Here is a 20306-nt window from a genome sequence, read left to right on the forward strand (position 1 = left end):
TGCTCATGCTACCCGCGGGGCCCGCACCACCCGGCGACGCACGCCCGGCGCCGTTCGCTACGCTCGGACCGTGCGCTTGGGAGTCCTCGACATCGGCTCGAACACCGTCCACCTCCTGGTGGCCAACGCCCGGGCGGGAGGACGGCCGACCGCGACGAGCTCCCACCGCTCGGTGCTCCGTCTCATGCGCTATCTGCTGCCCGACGGATCGATCTCGCCCGAGGGCGTCCAGGGCCTCGTGGATGCCGTGACCGCCGCCTGCGAGCGCGCCCGCGCCGAGGGGGTGGACGAACTGCTCGCCACGGCGACCTCGGCCGTGCGCGACGCGACGAACGGCGAAGACGTGATCGCGAGGATCGAGGAGGTGCTCGGGCAACCGCTCCAGGTGCTCGGCGGCGAGACGGAGGCGCGCTTCACCTACCTCGCCGTCCGACGCTGGTTCGGGTGGTCGGCGGGGCAGATCCTGCTGTTCGACATCGGCGGCGGCTCGCTCGAGATCGCGGGCGGCGCCGATGAGCTCCCCGACCTCGCCGAATCGGTGCCCCTGGGCGCCGGACGCTCGACCGTGCAGTTCCTCCCGCACGACCCCCCGAGCGACGCCGAGATCGACGCCCTCCGCCAGCACGCGGCATCCGTCCTCGCTCCTGTGGCCGAGCGGTTCGCCGCGCTCCCCCGCCCCGACCACGTCATCGGGTCGTCGAAGGCCATCCGCTCGCTCGCGAAACTCGCCGGCTACCCGGTGCCGGGATGGTCGGGCATCGACCGTATGGTGCTGCCGCGCAAAGAGCTGAAGGACTGGATCCCCCGGCTCGCCCGCATCCCGGCCGACGCACGCGAGGCCCTGCCGGGCATCACCGCCGATCGCACATTCCAGATCGTCGCGGCGGCGGTCGTCGTCGAGCGTGCGATGAAAGCCATGGACGTCGAAGAGCTCGAGGTCTCGCCCTGGGCGCTGCGCGAGGGCGTGCTCCTGCGCTACATCGAGTCGCTCGAGTACTGACCGCCGCGGCGCTCCGCGCCCCGCCACCCGCCACCGACACCGAGGCCCCTGAGCCTGTCGACGGGACCGGGCCCCGCCCGGCGAGCCCACTCGCACCGACGACGAAGGCCCAGGCACCCCGCACGGGGTCCCTGGGCCTGTCGAACCGACCGGACCTACAGCGCCAGGCGCTCGCGCACGACCTCGGCGAGACGGTCGGCGTGGGCTCGGGCGACATCCTCGGATGCCGCCTCCACCATCACACGCACCAGCGGCTCGGTCCCCGAGGCGCGAAGCAGCACGCGACCGGATTCGCCGAGTTCTGCGGTGGATGCCGCGACCTCGCGCTGCACGACCTCGTCGGCGACGCCGTCGCGGTCGACACCGCGCACGTTGACCAGTACCTGCGGGTACACGGTCATCAGCGAGGCGAGCTCGCCGAGCGTCTTGCCCTGGCGCGCCATCTCGGCCACCAGGTGCAGACCCGTGAGCAATCCGTCGCCCGTCGTGGCGAACTCGCTCATGATCACGTGACCCGACTGCTCGCCGCCGAGGGAGTAGCCGCCCTCGTTCATGGCCTCGAGCACATACCTGTCGCCGACCGCGGTCTGCAGCACCCGGATGCCGTGCTCCTGCATCGCGCGATGAAGACCGAGGTTGCTCATGACCGTCGCCACGAGGGTGTCGTCGACGAGAGCGCCGCGCTCCTTCATCGCCACCGCGAGGATGGCCATGATCTGGTCGCCGTCGACGACGTTGCCCTGCGCGTCGACCGCGAGGCACCGGTCCGCGTCGCCGTCATGGGCGATGCCGACATCGGCGCCGAGGCGCACCACCGCCTCCGCGAGCACGTCGAGGTGGGTCGAGCCCACGCCGTCGTTGATGTTCAGGCCATCGGGGTCGGCACCGATGACGGTGACCTGCGCGCCGGCGTCCTTGAACGTCTCGGGAGACACCCCGGCCGCCGCGCCGTGGGCGCAGTCGAGCACCACGTGGATGCCGTCGAGCCGGTGCGGGAGCGAGCCGAGCAGGTGCAGCACGTAGCGGTCCTCGGCATCGGCGAAGCGTCGGATGCGACCGACACCGGCACCGGTGGGCTGCAGACGCTCCCCCTCGAGGGCGCGCTCGATGCGCTGCTCGACGATGTCCGGGAGCTTGGTGCCCCCGCGCGCGAAGATCTTGATCCCATTGTCGGGAGCGGGGTTGTGCGACGCCGACACCATCACGCCGAAGTCGGCATCATGGTCGGCGATGAGGAAAGCGGTGGCGGGGGTGGGGATGACGCCCGCGTCGAGGACATCGACACCCGACGAGGCCAGGCCCGCGGCGACCGCGGCCGCGAGGAACTCCCCCGAGACCCGCGGATCACGCGCGACGACGGCGGTGAGGCGGCGGCCTTCGGCCTTCCGCGCCTCCGCAGAACGGCCCTGGCCCAGGACGACAGCAGTCGCCTGGGCCAGGTGCAGCGCGAGTTCGGCGGTGAGGAGGCCGTTGGCCAGCCCCCGCACCCCGTCCGTGCCGAAGAGAGGCATACGGAGGGTCGAACTCAGCGCTTGGAGTACTGAGGCGCCTTGCGGGCCTTCTTGAGACCGGCCTTCTTGCGCTCCTTGACGCGAGCGTCGCGCGAGAGGAAGCCGGCCTTCTTGAGGGTCGGGCGGTTGTTCTCGGCGTCGATCTCGTTGAGCGCGCGGGCGATGCCCAGGCGCAGCGCGCCGGCCTGACCCGAGGGGCCACCACCGGAGATGCGCGCGATCACGTCGTACGAGCCCGCGAGCTCGAGCACCGTGAACGGGTCGTTGATCAGCTGCTGGTGCAGCTTGTTCGGGAAGTAGTCCTCGATCGTGCGGCCGTTGACCGTGATCGTGCCCGAGCCGGGAACCAGACGCACGCGGGCGATGGCCTGCTTGCGACGGCCGACGGCTGCGCCGGGAACCGAGAGCACGGGGCGCTCGGCCGCGACGACCGACTGCTCGGCCGGCGTCTCGGTGCTGTAGTTGCTGGAGTCGATGTTCGACACTGTTTCGTCCTTATCCGGCGGCGCTTACTGGGCGACCTGGTCGAAGGTGTATGCCGTGGGCTGCTGGGCACCGTGGGGGTGCTCTGCGCCGCGGTAGACCTTGAGCTTCTTGAGCTGCGCCGCGCCGAGGCTGTTCTTGGGCAGCATGCCGCGGATGGCCTTCTCGACCGCGCGGACGGGGTTCTTCTCGAGCAGTTCGTCGTAGGTGACGGACTTGAGGCCGCCCGGGTAGCCCGAGTGGCGGTAGGCCTTCTTGTTCTGAAGCTTCTGACCCGTGAGCGCCACCTTCTCGGCGTTGATCACGATGACGAAGTCGCCGGAGTCGATGTGGTTGGCGAAGGTGGGCTTGTGCTTGCCGCGGAGGAGGACCGCCGCGTGCGAGGCCAGGCGGCCGAGAACGACGTCGGTGGCGTCGATAACGACCCACTCGCGCGTGACCTCAGCGGCCTTGGGGGTGAAAGTGCGCGTCACAGTAGTGCTGCTTTCTTGATCGAACGGAGGAGTTCGTGAATCCCGCTCCGGTGGTCCGTTGCCCCGCCGATGACGGGGGAACAGGGCCGGTGGAGGGCTCACGTTCGGGCGACCCGCTCGCAGGGAGGCGGGCACCAAAGAGCAAGACTACGGCATCCGGATGCCATCGCCAAACGCCGACGGCACCCCCCGACGGCGGGGCGCGTGCGTCCCTACGAGAGCAGGGTGCCCGCAGCCACCAGCGCGTACCCCGTGGCGTTGAAGACCATGTGCACCGCGACGGCCGGCCAGACGCGCCCGGTCGCCACCACGAACGCCCCGGTCACGGCGCCGACCGCGGCGAGCGCGATCGGCGCGAGATGGTCCTGTCCCGCCGCGAACTGATGCGCGAGCACGAACAGCGCCGTCGAGAAGGCGACGGCGGCGATCGCCGCCGGGACGCGCCCGCTGCGCTCCCGCAGGAGCACGTACGCGCAGACGAGCACGACCCCGCGGAAGAAGAACTCCTCCACCATCGCGGCGCCGATCGTGTCGGCGAGCGCCTCGGCGAGGAACGCTTCCGGCAGCGATCCGTCGGAGGAGAAGTCACGCACCGATGCCCCGTCACCGGGCGGCGACGGGGCATCGGTCGGATCGGACGCGTCCCCCGCGGGTGCGGGCGAGAGTGGGGCGCGTCGACCGGGTCAGCGCTTCAGGAAGTCGATGAGCACGCGGTTGAACTCGTCGGCATGGCTCACGTTGACGCCGTGCGGCGCCCCGGCGACCACGTGCAGCTCACTGCCCGCGATGGCCTCGTGGGTCCGCTTTCCGGAGCCCTCGAACGGCACGGTCGCGTCGCTGTCGCCGTGGATGACGAGAGCGGGCACGGTGACGTGCGGCAGGTCGTCGCGGAAGTCAGTGGTGGCGAACGCCTCCATGGACTTCAGCGCCGCGTGGTGATCGGCCTGGTTCGCGAGGCGCTCTGCCTCGGCCTGCTCCTCGGGCGCCACGGCCAGCTGGCCGTCCACCGAGAAGAAGTCCGTCGTGAACTGGTGGTAGAAGGCCTTCTCGTCGTCCTTGAGCCCCTGCTTCATTCCGTCGGCGGTCTCGTCGTCGAGGGGGCCCTCGGGGTTGTCCTCGGTCTTGGCCAGGTACGGCGGCACCGCGGCGGCGAAGACGACGCTGTGGATGCGATCGGCGCCGTGGCGCGTGAGGTAGCGCGCCACCTCGCCGCCGCCCATCGAGAAGCCCACCAGAGTGGCATCCCGCAGATCGAGCGTCTCGATCACGGCCTGCAGGTCGTCGGCGAACGTGTCGTAGTCATACCCGGTCCGGGGCTTGTCGCTCCGGCCGAAGCCGCGGCGGTCGTAGGTCACGACCCGGTGGCCGGCCGCCTCGAGGGCCGGGACCTGGTGCGCCCACGACTCGCCCGACAAGGGCCACCCGTGGATCAGCACCACGGGGCGACCGGCGCCGCCGGTGTCGTCCACGTGGAGGTCGATGTCGGTCAGGAGTCCATGGTGTGCGGTGATCTCGCTCATGGCAGACATGGTTCGCCCGTCGTCTGAACGGAAGCCCGCCGTTGACGACCGCGCCGAGTCTTGGTAAGTCCCCGATCGACGCACAGGCGTTGCCGCGACGCAAGCTCTCCGCGGGCCCGTTCGCACCCGGCTAGCCTCGCGCCATGGCCTCGACCCGCTCCTTCGCCGTCGCCCTGCTCGCCGCATCGACCCTCGCTCTCAGCGCATGCTCGCCCGCCGCCGGTGGGGGCGGATCCCTCACCCCCACCGATCAGGATGCCGTCCGCGCGGTGACCACTGCCGAGTCCGATGCCGGGGGGCGCGCGTTCGAACTCGACAGCGATGACGATCAGTGGCAGGTGCACGTCGCGGTCGGCGACCGGGAGGTCGAGGTCCGGGTCACCACCGACGGAACCCGCGCGGAATCGTCCGACGACTCCGAGCAGCTCGACGCCGACGACGACGCCGCCCTCCGGGCCGCCACGACCACCCTCGCGGATGCCATCCGCATCGCCGCGGCACGCGCCTCCGGCGGTGCACGGGTAGAGGAGGCGGCCCTCGAGCAGGAGGACGGTACTCCCGTGTGGAAGGTGGAGATCACCGGAGGCACGACGGTCCGCGTCTCGGGCGTCGACGGAAGTGTCCGCTGAGGCAGCAGAAGCATGCCGCATGCGCAAGCCCGGCGCCGGCATCCGTGAGGCTCGCCCCGTCTCATTACACTCGGCGCATGCGCCACGCTCTCGACGCCGACGGACATAGTCCGAGCGCCCGGGTGACCCCGGGTACCGGACACATCGCGGGAGGAACGGAGCGGCGATGAACGACCTCGCGCTCAACATCGTCCTGGTCGTCGTCTTCGTGCTCATCGGCGGAGTGTTCGCCGCGACCGAGATGGCCCTCGTCACCCTCCGCGAGAGTCAGGTGAACGCGCTCGCCGCGCGCGGGCGGCGCGGCCAGAAGGTGGCAGACCTCGCTCGAAATCCCAACACGTTCCTCTCCGCCGTCCAGATCGGCGTCACGGTCGCCGGTTTCGCGTCGGCCGCGTACGGCGCGTCCTCGATCGCGCCGTCGGTGACCCCGCTCTTCACCGCCTGGGGGCTGGAGGAGCCGGTCGCGGCCACGGTCTCCACGATCGCGCTCACCCTGGTCATCGCCTACCTCTCCCTCGTCCTGGGCGAACTGGTGCCCAAACGACTCGCGATCCAACGCAACGCGGCGTTCGCCTACGCCGTCGCCCCCGTGCTGAACGGCTTCGCGAAGCTCATGCGGCCCGTCATCTGGCTGCTGTCGATCTCCACGAATGTGCTGGTGCGCCTGCTCGGCGGCGATCCCGACAAGACCGGCGAGGAGCTCACCGAGGAGGAGCTGCGCGACATCGTCTCGAGCCACGAGGGCCTCCCCGCTGATGAACGCCGCATCCTCGACGACGTGCTGTCCCTGCGCGATCGACATGTCAGCGAAGTCATGCGCCCCCGTCCGGAGGTCGTCACCCTGGATGCCGGCGGCTCGATCGCCGAAGCCGTGGAGCGCGTGCGGGACCTGCCGTATTCGCGCTATCCCGTCGCCGAGCACACGATCGACGACGTCGTCGGCTTCGTGCACGTGCGTGACCTCTACGAGGACACTGCGCGCCCCCTCGCCGCCGTCATGCGCGACATCCGTTACATCCCTTCCACCGCGCGGGTGCTGCCCACCCTCACCGCGATGCGCGCCGAGGGCAGCCATATCGCGGTCGTCGTCGACGAGTACGGCGGCACCGACGGCATCGTGACCCTCGAGGACCTCGTCGAAGAGGTGGTGGGCGAGATCTTCGACGAATACGACGTCGCCGCCGAGCAGCCCCTGGCCGAGGGCGAGCACGGGACCGTCGAGGGACGCCTCAATCTGCAGGACTTCGAGGAGGCGACCGGAGTGGTCCTGCCACGCGGTGCGTCCGACACCGTGGCCGGGTTCGTGGTCGAGCGACTCGGCCGCCTCGCCCGCGTCGGCGACACCGTGGAGGTCGACGGCGCCACCCTTCAGGTCAGCGCGGTCGACCGTCGCCGCGTGGCGGAGCTGCTCGTCACGCGGCATCCGGTCGACCACGACGAGGACGCCGCGGCCCGCGACTGAGCGCCCGCGGATGGTCCGGGCGCACGACCGGTCGCCGGCGGGGCGTCGCCCGCCCGCGGGTGGGGAGGCTCAGGCGAGGTCGCCTCCGAGCGGGGCGACGGAGTCCCCCAGCTCGAAGTGATGCCCGTTGATGGCGAGCAGATCGCGGTCGCCGTCGGGCAGGAAGCCCGACGGCACCGTGAAGCTCGCGTCGCTGCGGCGGATCATGCGCCCATCGTCGCCCGGGAGCGGGGGCGATGGCAGGGCTTGACAGGATGCCGGAGCCGACCTCCGCCGATTGAGTTGTGCACAACTCAATTGTGTGCAACAGTTCTCTCATGCCCGCCGTCGACGCCCTCGTGTGCTTCGCGCTCTACGCCGCCAACCGCACGACGACGCAGGCCTACCGCGTGCTCCTCGAGCCGTGGAACCTCACCTACCCGCAGTACATCGCCCTCGTCACCCTGTGGGCCGACGGCGACCAGACCGTCAAGAGCCTCGGGGAGGCGTTGCAGCTCGACTCGGGCACCCTCTCGCCGATGCTCGCCCGGATGGAAGCGGCGGGCTACATCGAGCGGAGCCGTCGCTCCGACGACGAGCGCGTGGTGTCGGTGTCCTTGACCACGCGCGGTGCCGCGCTTCGCGAGGAGCTGGCCCATGTCCCCCATTGCATCGCGGCAGGAGCGGGTCTGTCCGACGCCGACACCGCACGTGAGCTCATCGATGCTCTGCACCAGTTGACCGAGGCCATGAAAGACCTGCGCGACCACCCCGACACCGTTCTGTCGGCGGTGGGCGCCCCTCGCCACCCGGCATGATGCCGCCGCTCCCCCTCGTCCCCAGAAAGGAACACCCATGGACGTTCTCTACACCGCAGAAGCCGTCTCGACGGGCCACGGCCGCACCGGCCACGTGACGGCCGGTCCCTACATCGACCTCGAGGTCGCGCCGCCGAAGGAGATGGGCGGATCGGGCGCGGGCACCAACCCCGAGCAGCTCTTCGCCGCGGGTTACGCGGCCTGCTTCCACAGCGCCCTCCACGCCGTCGCACGCGGTCGCAAGATCGCGCTGGAGGACTCGTCGGTCGGCGGCCGTGTTCACATCGGGCCGAACGGCCAGGGCGGCTACCAGCTCGCGGTGCTGCTCGAGGTGGTCCTTCCCGGCATCGAGCACGACCTCGCCCAGGAGCTCGCCGACCAGGCGCACCAGGTGTGCCCCTACTCGAACGCCACGCGCGGCAACATCGAGGTGACCGTCACGGTCTCCGAGGACTGACCTCTCGACTCCCGGGGCGGGGCGCTGAGCCCCACGTATCGCGTCCCGTCCTGGGTCTGCTTCCGGCAGCGTGCGACGCCGCCCGTTCTGTGCGGGCGGCGTCGTCGTATCCGCCGACGCCACCCTCGATTGTCAGGACAGCTGCAGCTCCGCCTCGGTCTTGGGGTAGGAACGGCGCAGCCACTGGCCGAATCCCGGCTGGGCGAGACAGGCCGATTCATCGGCGCACGTGACGACCGGGTCCTCGGCCGCATACACCTGGTAGACCCCGACCTTCGCATCCAGCGGAGCACCGATCACGTTCACCGGCTGACGCTTCGACGGATACCCGATGTAGTACGTCACCGCGTCGGCCGACACCCCCGCGGACGGCGCCACGGCCCGCACGAGCGAGCCGACGCACGAGTGGTCGGGATGATCGCCGCGGGCGAAGGCGCTCTCGTGCGGGATGTTCGTCGTGATGTGGTCGGGCCGCCCCGCGTGGATGAGCTCGGCGACCGTGTCCGAGAGACGAACGGCGTCCAGAGTGGGGCCGTCGTCGATGGGCGCCAGGGCCGGCACGATGCCGTTGATGAGCTGCGTCAGCCCGGCGCCGCCGGTGGCGGGGAAGCCCTTGGCGCTCAGATTGCCGTCCGGCAGTCGCAGCACGGTGATCGACAGACGCGACTCGTCGCTGGGAACGAACCGCGTGACGCGGGCCCCGCTCAGGAGGGTGATCTCGCTCGTCCGCCACGGGGCCTCACTGCCGCGCATCCGGTCGTAAGCCGCGCGGATGCCGGCCTCTCGTTGCTGCGCATACGCGAGGCCGCGTCCGGCGTCGCCCGCGGTGATGAAGATCGTCCGCAGGGTCGCTCCCGAGGCGATGACGTCGCCGAGGTGCGGATTGGCGAAGATGATGTCGTCATCGGCATGCGCCCACACCGCCACCGTGGTGTCGGCGCCCGGCTCCTCGAAGGCGGGCGACGCGTCACGGGGCGCGTCCCGGGGCTGGGGCACGATCGGGCTCAGCTTCACCCACGTGCCGTCGGGACCGTCGGAGCGTCGCATCTCCCGGTAGACCAGCGCACCCCCGCCGATCGCGGCGAGGCCCCCGACGGCGAGGCCGCCGAAGACGAGCGAGCGGCGCGAGATCGACGGCCGGCGGGCCGCGCCCGACCCGTTCCGCGCGTCGCGGCCGACGGCGTCGTCGCCGCCCGAAGGCTCGTCGATGTCACTCACGGCGACTCCGTCCTGTGTTGCGCCCCCCGGCGACGGATTTTCGGGTTCCCCCTCGCCCTCGGGCGTACCTCGACGGTATCGCGATGCACGCCGCTCACCGCACACGAAACCCCGCGGCGGCGCGACGTCGCGGGCAGAGCGGACCGGTCACCGCATCGATCATCCCGCGGGTGACACCGCCCGGCGGAGCGGTCCACCCCACACATGGCCGATGCTCAGCCCGCGCCTAAGAACGCTCACGAGACTCGCCCCATGCAGACGTCCTCACCGCCGCGGTCTCTGTCGCCCGTCGCCCTCCGCATCCGCGCCGTCCTCAACGACTGGGACCCGATCGGAGTCCATCTCATCGGCCGGGGATGGCCCGACGACGAGTACGACGACCTCATCCTGCCGATCCTGAAGGCCCTCGAGGTCGCCCCGAGCGTCGACGAGCTGGCAGACGATCTGCGGGAGGTCGTCGAGGTCGACTACGGGCTCCCCTCCCCCGACGGATGCCACGACGCGGCCCGCTCGCTCCTCGCCCTGTCCCGCTGACCGCTAACCCTCGGCGATCCGGGGCGCAAGCCCTGCCGACCGGTCAGGACCGGGTCCTATCGTGCGGTTCATGGTCGATCTCTCCCGCCCTCAGACGCCCGATCCGTACCCGCTCCTTCCCGCCGCCGCGTCGTTCGACGTGGCCAGCGACGACATCGGCGACGGTCAGCCGCTGAAGGACGACCAGGTCGCCGAGAAGGGCAACACCTCCCCCCACCTGCGATGGTCGGGCGCCCCGGAGGGCACCAAGTCGTTCGTCGTCACCTGCTTCGATCCCGATGCGCCCACGCCGAGCGGCTTCTGGCACTGGGTGCTCGTCGACATCCCGGCCGACGTGCACGAGCTCGCCACGGGGGCCGCTGCGGACGACCTGCCCGGCGCGGCCTTCCACGTGCGCAACGACGGCGGCGAGAGCGGGTTCATGGGCGCCGCTCCCCCGCAGGGCGATCAGCTCCACCGGTACTTCTTCGTCGTCCACGCCGTCGGCGAGGAGACGCTCGGCGTCGACGCGGACGCGAGCCCCGCCGTCGTGTCGTTCAACCTTGCCTTCAAGACGCTCGGCCGGGCCATCCTGCACGGCACCTACCAGCACTGAGGCCGGGCGATGACGAAACGCAGTGAGGGCTTCGACAAGGACGAGACGATCGCGGACGTCGAGGAGCGTGTGAAGGTGCGCTTCCCCGACGCCTCGCCGGAGGTCGTGCACGACGAGGCGGTGGCCGCCGTCGACAAATACGCCGACGCCCCCGTGAAGGATTTCGTCGACATCATCGCGGAGCGCGACGCCCGCGCGGCCGTCGAGGACGCCCTCGGTTCCGAGGCGTGATCAGCCGAGCTGCAGTTCCGCCTCGGTCTTCGGATACGAGCGCTGCAACCACTCACCGAACTTGCGGGTCTTGAGGCAGTTGGCCCGGTCGGCGCAGCGGATCACCTTGTCCTGCTGCGTGTAGATCCGGTAGGTGTCCACCTTGCGGTCCAGCACGGCGCCGTCGAGGTTGCGCGGCAGGTTCTCGGACGGGTAGCCGACGAAGTACCGGATGCCGGGCGCCACCGCCGCGTCCGACGAGAGCGCTTCACGGACGAGGGTGCCGACCACCGAGTGATCCGGGTGGTCGCCGGGGGCGAAGGCGCTCCCGCGCGGAATGTGCGTGAGCGTCGCACTCGGCCGCACGGCGTCGCCGAGCTCGCGCAGCGATGCGACGAGTTGGTCGCGGGTGATCGCCGGGCCCCCGTCCACCGGGGCCAGCGAGCCGATCGAGCCGTCGATCAGCTTGCTCAGGGTGGCGAAGCCCGTCGCCGCGAAGCCGCCGTCCGTGATGTTGCCGTCCGGCAGCCGTACGTAGGCGACCGAGATGCGGGGATCGCCGTCCGGGCTGAGACGGCGGATGTGCAGGCCGGTGTCGAGGGTGATGTCGTCGGCGTGCCAGAGCCCCTCCTGCCCGCGCATGGCGTTGTAGGCGCGCAGGATGCCGAGCTCCCGGGCCTGGACGTACTCCATGCCCTTGCCGGCGTCGCCCGCCGTGAGGAAGACCGTCCGGACGCACTGACCCGCGGCGATGGCGTCGGAGATCGTGGGGTTGGCGAAGATGATGTCGTCGTCGGGATGGGCCCAGACGGTGAGGAGCGTGGGCGCCCCGTCGCAGACCTGTGCGGCCGGAGACGTGGGCGGATCCGGCGTCGGGGTCGGTGTCGGGGTCGGGGTCGGCACGGGAGCCGGGGCCGGGGACTCGGGCGCTGACGCCGACGGAGAAGGCGACGCCGCGGTCGGCGAGGCGGTGGTGTCGATCGCAACCGGATCCCCGGCGGGCCGCAGAAGTGCGAAGGCGAAGATCGCCGCCACGGCGACGAAGAGCACGGCGGCGATCGCGATCGCGGCGATGAGGCCCGCCGACCCCTCGCGTCGCGCGCCGGTGAGGGGCGGGGGGACGCGGGTCATCGTGTTCCTCCGGACGGCGGGTGTGGCATCCATCCCGCGTCGCGGGGGTGATCTCGCAGGCGGCCGGTGTCGGCCGATCCGCTGCCCGAGTGTAGGGGACGCGTCTCTGACAGGGCCACCCGTGCCCCGTCCTGCGCTGACGTGAACCGCGTGATCTGGCGAACCAACCTCACACGACAGGCGAGTTATGGGGTGAGTACTGGGGTGTTTCAGACTCATGACAACTAAGGCAGGGTGACTCGCCGGGTGACTTTCGCCTGTTATCGTTCACGGGGTAAGCCGACAAGCTCGCCGGTGGGGGGAGGAGCTGCACATCGTGACGTCCGACCTGCAGGTGAGCGCTGTCTCTCCCGACGCGGAACCGCTCGACGCGCGGGTGCCGCGGGAGGCCGCGGCGCCGACTCCGATGTACCGCCGCGATCCGTGGCGACGGCGCTACCGACTCAACCTCGCGCTCACCGACCTGTTCTCCCTGGTCTGGGTCGTCTACGGCACGCAGCTGCTCTGGTTCGGACTCGGGAACGCCCAGGTCGCCGCCGGTCGCGACAGCCGGATCAGCGATCTGTCGTACTGGCTCTTCTCGGCGATCCTCATCGTCACCTGGATGTGGGCGCTGTCGTTCGTCGACTCCCGCAGCGACCGGGTCATCGGCACGGGATCTCAGGAGTACGTCCGCATCGCCGACGCCAGCTTCCGCCTGTTCGGGACGGTCGCGATCATCGCGTTCCTGACGCAGATCGACGTCGCTCGCGGCTACCTGCTCATCAGCCTGCCCCTCGGCATCCTGGTCCTGATCTTCACGCGTTGGATGTGGCGACAGTGGCTGGTGGCGCAGCGCTCACGCGGTCTCTACTCCGCGAACGTGCTGCTCGTCGGGTCGCTGCCCTCCGTCACGCAGTTGGCGCGCGAGTTCGGTCGCTCGCCGAGCGCGGGCTATCGCGTCGTGGGCGCATGCGTCCCCAACGGCAAGATCGCGGACGTCATCCCCGGCACGGCGATCCCCGTCATGGGGCACGTCGGAGACGTCACCCGCGCCCTGCAGGTGACGGGCGCGGACACCGTCGCGATCACGAGCGCCGACGACCTGCCCGCTGACAAGGTCAAGCAGATCTCGTGGAGCCTCGAGGCCGGCCGTCAGCACCTCGTCCTGGCTCCGAGCATCATCGACATCGCCGGTCCCCGACTGCACACGCGCCCCGTGGCGGGACTCCCCCTCATCCACGTGGAGACGCCGAAGTTCTCCCGCGGGCAGAGCTTCCTCAAGCGCAGCGTCGATCTCCTGGCAGCGTCCGTCGGCGTCGTCCTGCTGAGCCCTCTGCTCATCTTCCTCATCATCGCCGTCCGTCTCTCCAGCGACGGTCCCGTGTTCTTCCGCCAAACCCGCATCGGGTTCCGCGGACGTGAATTCACGATGATCAAATTCCGCTCGATGGTCGTCAACGCCGAAGACCTGCTCGAACAACTCGCCGCGCAGGAGCGCGACTCGGGCAACGAAGTGCTGTTCAAGATGAAGAACGACCCGCGTGTGACCCCCATCGGGCGCATCATGCGGAAGTTCAGCCTCGACGAGCTGCCCCAGTTGTTCAACGTGATCGGAGGGTCGATGTCGCTCGTCGGCCCCCGCCCGCCGCTGCCCTCCGAGGTGGCCGTCTACGCCGATCACGTGCACCGCCGCTTCCTCGCCAAGCCCGGGATCACCGGCCTCTGGCAGGTCAGCGGGCGCTCCTCGCTCTCGTGGGAGGAATCGGTCCGCCTCGACCTCTCGTACGTCGAGAACTGGACGCTCCTCGGCGACTTCGTCATCCTCGGCAAGACCGCCCGCGCCGCCTTGGCGCCGGGCGAGACGGCCGCGTGAGAATCCTGCGCTCCCTCGCGGGTCCGCGACCCGGCGTGTCCGTGTCGCGTCGATGTGAATCTGAAAGGCTCTGATCGTGCGTTTGTCTGTGGTGGGTTGCGGGTACCTGGGAGCCGTGCACGCGGCCGCGATGGCGTCGATCGGGCACGAGGTGGTCGGCATCGACGTCGACGAGCGCAAGATCGCGTCGCTGTCGAAGGGAGAGGCGCCGTTCTTCGAGCCCGGTCTGCAGGAGATCCTCACCGAGGGCACCGCGTCGGGCCGCCTGTCGTTCACCACCGACATGTCGGCCGCGCAGGGCGCGAAGGTGCACTTCATCGGCGTCGGGACGCCCCAGCAGGCCGGCGGCCACGCCGCCGACCTCACGTACGTGGATGCCGCTGTCGACGGGCTGCTCCCCTTCCTCAGTGAGGGCGACATCGTCGCCGGCAAGTCCACCGTGCCGGTGGGGACGGCGGCCCGCCTCGCCCCGCGCGTGGCCGAGCGCGGCGCCGTGCTCGTCTGGAACCCGGAGTTCCTGCGCGAGGGCTGGGCCGTCCAGGACACCGTCGACCCCGACCGCCTCGTCGCCGGCGTCCCGTCCGAAGACGGCAAGCCCACCGCCGACGGCGAGCGCACCGCCGAGGTCCTGCGCGAGGTCTACCACCCGTCGATCGCGAAGGGCACCCCCTTCATCGTCACCGACTACGCGACCGCGGAGCTGGTGAAGGTCTCGGCGAACGCGTTCCTCGCGACGAAGATCAGCTTCATCAACGCCATCGCCGAGATCGCCGAGGTCACCGGAGCCGACGTCACCACCCTGGCCGACGCCATCGGTCACGACGCCCGCATCGGCCGCCGCTTCCTCGGCGCCGGCATCGGCTTCGGCGGCGGATGCCTCCCGAAGGACATCCGCGCCTTCTCCGCCCGCGCCGAGGAGCTGGGCCGCGGCGAGTCCGTCGCCTTCCTCCGCGAGATCGACGCGATCAACCTCCGCCGCCGCGACCGCGCCGTCGAACTGACCACCGACGCCCTCGGCGGCAGCGTCTTCGAGAAGAAGGTCGCCGTCCTCGGCGCTGCCTTCAAGCCCCACAGCGACGACATCCGCGACTCCCCCGCGCTCGACGTCGCCGTGCGCCTGCACGGCCTCGGTGCGCGGGTCACGCTCACCGACCCGGCTGCGATCGAGAACGCCCGGCGCATCCACCCCCAGCTCACGTACGAAGCCGACCTCGACGAGACCCTCCGCGACGCCGATGCCGTGATCGTCGTGACCGAATGGGACGAGTACCGTCGCGAGCTGTCCCCCGAGCACGCCGCTTCGCTGGCCCGGGGGCGCGTCGTCGTGGACGGACGCAACTGCCTCGACCCCGTCGCATGGCGTGCCGCGGGCTGGACGTACTTCGGCATGGGTCGCCCCTGACCGCAGATGCCGCACTCACGGACGCCCCGGCCATCGGCCGGGGCGTTCGTCGCACGAGGAGGGGAGCGACGTCAACGGTCGCGACGCAGCGGGCGCTCACGACCTAGACCGGGGGGACCCCTCCGTGCGAAAGGCCCCCGCTCATGTCATCGCCCACCGCGAAGCCCGACTCCCCCACCGATCTGCACCCCCGTTCCTGGAAGTACGTCCTGCGCACGAGCGTCCGCGAGTTCGGCGCCGATCAGTGCACCGACATCGCGGCCAGCCTCGTCTATTACGGCGTCCTCGCCCTCTTCCCCGGGCTGATCGCGGTCTTCTCCCTCCTCGGCGTGGTGGGGCAGAGCGACGCCGCCGCCGACACGGTTCTGGACATCCTGGCCCAGGTGGCACCCGGCGGCACCACGGACCTCCTGTCCCAACCCATCCGCGACCTCGCCGCCTCGCCCGCGGCGGGCTTCGCGCTGGTCTCCGGTCTGGTCCTGGCGATCTGGTCGGCATCCGGCTACGTCCGCGCGTTCAGCCGAGGGATGAACCGCATCTACGAGATCGACGAGGGGCGCCCCTTCCTCGCCCTGCTTCCCGCCCAGCTCCTGCTGACCGTCGTGACGGTGGTGCTGGTGGCGTTCTCCGTGCTGCTCCTGGTCGTGTCGGGGCCCGTCGCCGAGGCCGTCGGATCCGCTCTCGGGCTCGGCGGCGCCATCGTGACGACGTGGAACATCGTCAAGTGGCCGGTCCTCCTGGCCGTCGTGGTCGTCATCCTCGCCGTGCTCTACTACGGCGCACCGAACGTGAAGCAGCCGCGCTTCCGCTGGATCAGCGTGGGTGCGATCGTCGCGATCGTGGTCCTCGGGGTGGCGACGGTCGGCTTCGGCCTCTACGTGACCAACTTCTCCTCCTACGACCGCACCTACGGCTCGCTCGCCGGCGTGATCGTGTTCCTCCTCTGGCTCTGGATCGCCAACATCGCCATCCTCTTCGGTGCGGAGCTGGATGCCGAGCTCGAACGCGGACGTGAACTGCAGGCCGGAATTCCGGCGGAGCGCCGGGTGCAGCTGCCCCCACGGGGCACGGCGAAGATCGAGAAGGCTCGCGAGAAGAAGGAGAAGGACGTCGCCGAGGGACGCCGCATCCGGCTGACCCGTGGCAAGGATCGCGACTGACCGCCGCGCGAGCGACCTCGCATTTTCCTCCTCGGGCGTGACGAATACGCCCCGCGACGCGTCTGCGTAGTGACGGTCCGGAAGGGATCACCGCCGGACCCCATGCAGAAGGAGGATGCCATGCGCAACAAGATCATCCTGATCGGCGCCGTCGCGCTCGTCGCCTATGTCGTGGGAACCCGCACCCCGCGCGTGCAGGTCAAGAAGCGGGAGTCCGTCGGGCACCAGATCGTGCGGCTGTGGGACGACCCCAAGGCGCGCCGCCGTCGGCACAAGGCGGCGAAGAAGGCCGCCCACGCCGCCCGCAAGCGCGCCCGCCGCACCTTGCACGACCTGCGCTCCTGACGCGACGCCACCGAGAGAGAAGGGAACACCCCACCATGGGCCGCACCGCCTCGAGTCGGACGCTGATCCGCTCGCGCCGCAGCACCGCTGCCGCTCTGACCGGCGCGGGAGTCGTCGCCGTCATCGCGCTGCTCGGCTTCTTCCCCCTCGTGGGGTTCCTCGCGGGCGCGACGGCGAGCACCGCCGGACTGGTGCCGTTTCCCGCGGTGAGCGTCTCGCTGGTCACGCTCGTCGGGCTCCTCGTGACGATCGCGCTGCTCGCGGCCTCCGCGACCCGCCGCCGGGCACCCGCGGCGTGGGCGTTCTCCGCGACGGCGGTGGTCGTGGCCGCCGTCGTGACGGCGTTCCCGCTCATCGCCGTGATCGTGGGCTCCGTCGAGCGCGCGGGCGACCTGGGCAGCGTCGTCGAACAGCTCGTGCAACGGTTCGGCGGGCAGGGCTGACGCACGCCTGTGGATGACGCCCCACACCGCGGCATGCGCATGCAAGAATGCTGCCGCGAGGAGGAACCATGAACCCATCACCTTCCGATGTGCGGCGAGACGGTGACCACCACGGCGACGACGACCTCCTGGACGGCTTCCCCCCGAAGTGCCCGGCCTGCGCGAGCACGATGGAGCCGCACTCCTCGGGCGACGAGCGCGCGTGGTGGCGATGCGGCGAGTGCGCGCTCCCCCTGATCGTCTGACCGGGCGGCTACGCTGAGCCCGTGGGGGCCACCATCCTGATCTCGATCTCCGCCGTCGTCTCGGCGGTGCTGGTCGGCTTCGTCGCTCGGCGCATCCTCGGGACCGCCGTCGGATGGCCGCGCAGCATCGTGGTCGGCCTGCTCGTCTTCTTCCTCGGTGTGCCCTCGGCCCAGTGGACGCTCCGGCAGACCGGTCTCACCGACACGGCCGCCCCCGTTCCGGCGAACGATGTCTGGCTGTGGATCGGGCTCATCGCCCTGTCACTCGCGTGGGTGTTCGCCCTCGGTGTCGCCGCGCTCGTCGCGAGCGAGGCGATCTTCCCGACGCGCCCTCTCCCCAATCCCATCGACCTCGTGCGCGCCGCCTTGCGTCAGCGCAAGCGCACCCGTCGCTACCTCGAGATCCTGACGATCGCCTCCCGGCACGGCGTGGGATGGCTGTTCCACGGCGGTCGCTCGCGCGTCGAGGAGCAGCTCAGCACCTCGGAAGAGCGCGCGAACGCCATCGTCGCGACCATCAACGACGCGGGAGTGAGCTTCGTCAAGCTGGGCCAGGTCCTCTCCACCCGCCGCGATCTCATCCCCGAGCCGTACCTCTCCGCCCTGTCGTCCCTCCAGACGAACGCCACCACGCTCGCGTGGGACACCGTCCGCGGGGTCATCGAGGCCGACCTGGGCGCGGCCATCGACGAGGTCTACGCGCAGGTCGATCCGGTGCCCCTCGCCGCGGCCTCAGTGGCGCAGGTCCACCGCGCCGTCCTGCGCGACGGCACCCCTGTCGTCGTGAAGGTGCAACGCCCCGCCGCCCGCGCCCAGGTCGAAGCGGATGCCGACATCATCGGCCGTCTCGCGCACCGGGCCGAGATGCGCACCCGCGTCGGCCGCGATCTGCGGATCGAGTCCGTCGCGCGGGGGTTCACGAGCACACTGGTGGAAGAACTCGACTACCGGATCGAGGCCCGGAACACCCGGATGATCCTCTCCACCCTCGACCTCATCGACCGCGCGGAGCCCTCCCGCCGCGGCGTCGTGACGGCTCCCCGGGTCTTCGAGGCGGCTTCGGGACAACGCGTGCTCACGATGGACCTCGTCGACGGCGCGGCGCTGAGCGACAGCGTCGATCGCCTCGCGTCCTTCTCCGCCGAGGATCGTGATCGTCTCGCTCAGACGCTGATGTCGACGGTCATCGAACAGATCCTGGTGTACGGCGTCTTCCACGCCGACCTGCACCCCGGCAACGTCCTCCTCAAAGACGACGGGACTCTCGGGCTCATCGACTTCGGCGCCGTCGGGATCATCGAACGCAGCCGCCGGCAGCACATGACCGCTTTCCTCCTCGCCGCATTGAGCGAGAACGACGTCGCCGCCACCGACGCGCTCCTGCTGATCGTCGATCCCCCGGACGGCCTGGACATGGACGCGTTCCGTCACGACGTCGGCGTCGTCCTCACGACCGAGCACCTCCGCACCGACGGCCAGGGGTCGATCTTCACCCGCATGGTCGACGTGATCCGTCAGCACCGCATCGCCCTCCCCGGCGAGCTCGCCTCGGCCTTCCGCAGCTTCGCCACCCTCGAGGGGTGTCTGCGCGTCCTGGTCGACGACTTCGACATGGTCGGTCGTGCTCTCCCCCTCATGCCGACGCTGCTGCGTCGGACCCTCTCGCTCAAGCGCATGGCCACCGATCTGCAAGCGCAAGCCGTCATCTCGCTGGCGCGCCTGGAACGGATGCCGCAGCGTCTCGACGCCCTGCTGTCGGGTGTCGAGAAGGGGTCGATCGGCGTCACCCTCCGCAGCGACGACGGGAACGACGTCAGCGGGATCCTCGGACGAGTGACGGCCGAGGTCGCGTCGACGCTCGTGTCGATCGCCGCCGTCGTGATCGCGGTCGTCCTCGTCATCGCGGGAGGCGGTCCGGTGCTCGGCGGGTCGGTGACCCTGTTCGCCGTCCTCGGCGCGGTGATCGGTCTGTTCGGGTTCCTGGGCCTCCTTCGCATCGTGCGGAGGACGTTCACCCGACCGCGGTGAGGCGTCGGCGCGTCGTGCGCGATGCCGCCCGCGCCGCGGCAGTACGGTGAGCGCACCACCGACCGGTGGACGGGCTCCGAAGGAGAAGTCCCATGATCGCTCTCGCCGTCGTCGTCATCGCCGCAGCCACCTGGGCGATCACTGCTCTCGCCACGGGGATCGGACTCGGACGGGTCATCGCCCGTGCGGATTCGGAGAGGGCGAAGGGCTCACTGTCCGCAACGCCGCGTCTGTCGGAAACGGTGCCGTCGTGAGCGGGGAACCGGCCCCCTGACGCCCGCCCGCGCCTGAGCGTGGAGCCGTGCGGCCGGATGCCGGGCGTTCCCCCACCCTGCACGCGAGGGATGGGCTACGCGCGGGCGCGCGGGAGCCGATCGTCATCCGCGGAGGGCGCATCGTCGCCCACTCGGCGCCCCTCCCCGCTCGTATCGTTCTTCTGCGCGGTCTCGCTCGCGGGCGCTGACCGAGCGGCATCCCCACTTTCGCCGGATCCCCACTGGGCTTCACCCGTGGCCCCACCCGGATGCTCGCCCGACTCTGCGGGCAATATCGCTGACTCGGTCGCCCCCGACGCGATGTCCTTGAGGATGCGACGGGGATGCAACGGCCGGGGGTCGTATTCCCGCCAGTCCGGTGCGAGCTCGTCGAGCTCGTCGACGACCTGCGCACGACCCTGCTGATACAGCGCGTGGAGGCGGCCGATGTGGCGCGGAAGCGCCCGCCGGAGCTCGCGCAACCGCTCGGGTCCCATGATCACACCGACCAGGACGGCGACGACGATCATCTTGTCTATTCCGAGGTCGAACAC

At 70.5% G+C, this 20306-nt stretch carries 25 protein-coding genes; 16 read left to right on the forward strand and 9 right to left on the reverse strand.

Going from position 1 to position 20306, the window contains the following annotated elements; all coding sequences use genetic code 11:
* Positions 1-70: 70 nt before the first annotated feature.
* Complete coding sequence (locus AB0N82_RS00545) at positions 71-1000, forward strand: Ppx/GppA phosphatase family protein (RefSeq protein WP_315993541.1); 930 nt, start codon at positions 71-73, stop codon at positions 998-1000.
* Positions 1001-1155: 155 nt separating this feature from the next.
* Here the strand turns inward: AB0N82_RS00545 and glmM are convergent, their stop codons facing one another.
* From glmM to AB0N82_RS00570, 5 genes are all read right to left on the reverse strand, one after another.
* Positions 1156-2511 carry a phosphoglucosamine mutase gene (glmM, locus tag AB0N82_RS00550; protein WP_315993542.1) on the reverse strand — a complete coding sequence of 452 codons (1356 nt, stop codon included), beginning with the start codon at positions 2509-2511 and terminating at the stop codon, positions 1156-1158.
* Positions 2512-2525: 14 nt separating this feature from the next.
* Positions 2526-2996 carry a 30S ribosomal protein S9 gene (rpsI, locus tag AB0N82_RS00555; RefSeq protein ID WP_058597862.1) on the reverse strand — a complete coding sequence of 157 codons (471 nt, stop codon included), beginning with the start codon at positions 2994-2996 and terminating at the stop codon, positions 2526-2528.
* A gap of 24 nt (positions 2997-3020) precedes the next feature.
* Complete coding sequence (gene rplM / locus AB0N82_RS00560) at positions 3021-3467, reverse strand: 50S ribosomal protein L13 (RefSeq protein ID WP_058597861.1); 447 nt, start codon at positions 3465-3467, stop codon at positions 3021-3023.
* A 212-nt stretch (positions 3468-3679) separates the two neighbouring features.
* Positions 3680-4060: a CPBP family intramembrane glutamic endopeptidase gene (locus tag AB0N82_RS00565; protein ID WP_363386898.1), complete on the reverse strand. Its 381-nt coding sequence runs from the start codon at positions 4058-4060 to the stop codon at positions 3680-3682.
* Positions 4061-4150: 90 nt separating this feature from the next.
* A complete protein-coding gene (locus AB0N82_RS00570) occupies positions 4151-4987 on the reverse strand; it encodes an alpha/beta hydrolase (protein ID WP_363386901.1) in 837 nt (278 codons plus the stop codon).
* A gap of 143 nt (positions 4988-5130) precedes the next feature.
* Between AB0N82_RS00570 and AB0N82_RS00575 the strand changes: the two genes are divergently transcribed.
* Both AB0N82_RS00575 and AB0N82_RS00580 read left to right on the forward strand, forming a co-directional pair.
* Positions 5131-5616: a PepSY domain-containing protein gene (locus AB0N82_RS00575; RefSeq protein ID WP_363386904.1), complete on the forward strand. Its 486-nt coding sequence runs from the start codon at positions 5131-5133 to the stop codon at positions 5614-5616.
* A gap of 166 nt (positions 5617-5782) precedes the next feature.
* Complete coding sequence (locus tag AB0N82_RS00580; protein WP_315993546.1) at positions 5783-7078, forward strand: hemolysin family protein; 1296 nt, start codon at positions 5783-5785, stop codon at positions 7076-7078.
* Positions 7079-7147: 69 nt separating this feature from the next.
* Here the strand turns inward: AB0N82_RS00580 and AB0N82_RS00585 are convergent, their stop codons facing one another.
* The gene (locus tag AB0N82_RS00585; RefSeq protein WP_315993547.1) at positions 7148-7285 is read right to left on the reverse strand and encodes a hypothetical protein; all 138 of its coding nucleotides are present in this window, start codon (positions 7283-7285) and stop codon (positions 7148-7150) included.
* Positions 7286-7395: 110 nt separating this feature from the next.
* Here AB0N82_RS00585 and AB0N82_RS00590 point away from each other — a divergent pair, with 110 nt between their 5' ends.
* Both AB0N82_RS00590 and AB0N82_RS00595 read left to right on the forward strand, forming a co-directional pair.
* A complete protein-coding gene (locus tag AB0N82_RS00590) occupies positions 7396-7875 on the forward strand; it encodes a MarR family winged helix-turn-helix transcriptional regulator (protein WP_363386908.1) in 480 nt (159 codons plus the stop codon).
* Positions 7876-7912: 37 nt separating this feature from the next.
* The gene (locus tag AB0N82_RS00595) at positions 7913-8332 is read left to right on the forward strand and encodes an organic hydroperoxide resistance protein (protein WP_315993549.1); all 420 of its coding nucleotides are present in this window, start codon (positions 7913-7915) and stop codon (positions 8330-8332) included.
* 132 nt (positions 8333-8464) lie between these two features.
* Here the strand turns inward: AB0N82_RS00595 and AB0N82_RS00600 are convergent, their stop codons facing one another.
* Complete coding sequence (locus AB0N82_RS00600; protein ID WP_363386912.1) at positions 8465-9550, reverse strand: PIG-L family deacetylase; 1086 nt, start codon at positions 9548-9550, stop codon at positions 8465-8467.
* Positions 9551-9802: 252 nt separating this feature from the next.
* Between AB0N82_RS00600 and AB0N82_RS00605 the strand changes: the two genes are divergently transcribed.
* The 3 genes from AB0N82_RS00605 (at position 9803) to AB0N82_RS00615 (ending at position 10910) form a co-directional block, all read left to right on the forward strand.
* Complete coding sequence (locus AB0N82_RS00605; RefSeq protein WP_315993551.1) at positions 9803-10084, forward strand: hypothetical protein; 282 nt, start codon at positions 9803-9805, stop codon at positions 10082-10084.
* Positions 10085-10154: 70 nt separating this feature from the next.
* Positions 10155-10679 carry a YbhB/YbcL family Raf kinase inhibitor-like protein gene (locus AB0N82_RS00610; protein WP_363386917.1) on the forward strand — a complete coding sequence of 175 codons (525 nt, stop codon included), beginning with the start codon at positions 10155-10157 and terminating at the stop codon, positions 10677-10679.
* A 9-nt stretch (positions 10680-10688) separates the two neighbouring features.
* Positions 10689-10910, forward strand: coding sequence for a three-helix bundle dimerization domain-containing protein (locus AB0N82_RS00615; RefSeq protein WP_363386920.1), 222 nt, complete (start codon positions 10689-10691; stop codon positions 10908-10910).
* Here AB0N82_RS00615 and AB0N82_RS00620 read toward each other — a convergent pair whose 3' ends face one another.
* Positions 10911-12020 carry a PIG-L family deacetylase gene (locus AB0N82_RS00620; protein WP_363386924.1) on the reverse strand — a complete coding sequence of 370 codons (1110 nt, stop codon included), beginning with the start codon at positions 12018-12020 and terminating at the stop codon, positions 10911-10913.
* Positions 12021-12396: 376 nt separating this feature from the next.
* Between AB0N82_RS00620 and AB0N82_RS00625 the strand changes: the two genes are divergently transcribed.
* From AB0N82_RS00625 to AB0N82_RS00660, 8 genes are all read left to right on the forward strand, one after another.
* Positions 12397-13875 carry a sugar transferase gene (locus AB0N82_RS00625; RefSeq protein WP_315994588.1) on the forward strand — a complete coding sequence of 493 codons (1479 nt, stop codon included), beginning with the start codon at positions 12397-12399 and terminating at the stop codon, positions 13873-13875.
* Between the two features lie 76 nt (positions 13876-13951).
* A complete protein-coding gene (locus AB0N82_RS00630; protein WP_363386927.1) occupies positions 13952-15277 on the forward strand; it encodes a UDP-glucose/GDP-mannose dehydrogenase family protein in 1326 nt (441 codons plus the stop codon).
* Between the two features lie 143 nt (positions 15278-15420).
* Complete coding sequence (locus AB0N82_RS00635; RefSeq protein ID WP_363386930.1) at positions 15421-16437, forward strand: YihY/virulence factor BrkB family protein; 1017 nt, start codon at positions 15421-15423, stop codon at positions 16435-16437.
* Between the two features lie 120 nt (positions 16438-16557).
* Entirely contained in the window at positions 16558-16782 is a 225-nt protein-coding gene (locus AB0N82_RS00640) for a hypothetical protein (RefSeq protein ID WP_315993556.1), read from the forward strand.
* Positions 16783-16817: 35 nt separating this feature from the next.
* The gene (locus AB0N82_RS00645; RefSeq protein WP_363386933.1) at positions 16818-17225 is read left to right on the forward strand and encodes an MFS transporter permease; all 408 of its coding nucleotides are present in this window, start codon (positions 16818-16820) and stop codon (positions 17223-17225) included.
* A 68-nt stretch (positions 17226-17293) separates the two neighbouring features.
* Positions 17294-17470: a hypothetical protein gene (locus tag AB0N82_RS00650; RefSeq protein ID WP_363386936.1), complete on the forward strand. Its 177-nt coding sequence runs from the start codon at positions 17294-17296 to the stop codon at positions 17468-17470.
* 21 nt (positions 17471-17491) lie between these two features.
* Positions 17492-19498: an AarF/UbiB family protein gene (locus tag AB0N82_RS00655; protein WP_363386939.1), complete on the forward strand. Its 2007-nt coding sequence runs from the start codon at positions 17492-17494 to the stop codon at positions 19496-19498.
* A 92-nt stretch (positions 19499-19590) separates the two neighbouring features.
* Positions 19591-19752 carry a hypothetical protein gene (locus AB0N82_RS00660; protein WP_315993560.1) on the forward strand — a complete coding sequence of 54 codons (162 nt, stop codon included), beginning with the start codon at positions 19591-19593 and terminating at the stop codon, positions 19750-19752.
* A 95-nt stretch (positions 19753-19847) separates the two neighbouring features.
* Here the strand turns inward: AB0N82_RS00660 and AB0N82_RS00665 are convergent, their stop codons facing one another.
* Complete coding sequence (locus tag AB0N82_RS00665) at positions 19848-20306, reverse strand: twin-arginine translocase TatA/TatE family subunit (RefSeq protein WP_363386943.1); 459 nt, start codon at positions 20304-20306, stop codon at positions 19848-19850.

This window comes from Microbacterium sp. NPDC089186 (assembly GCF_040685115.1).
Taxonomy (GTDB): Bacteria; Actinomycetota; Actinomycetes; order Actinomycetales; family Microbacteriaceae; genus Microbacterium; species Microbacterium galbum.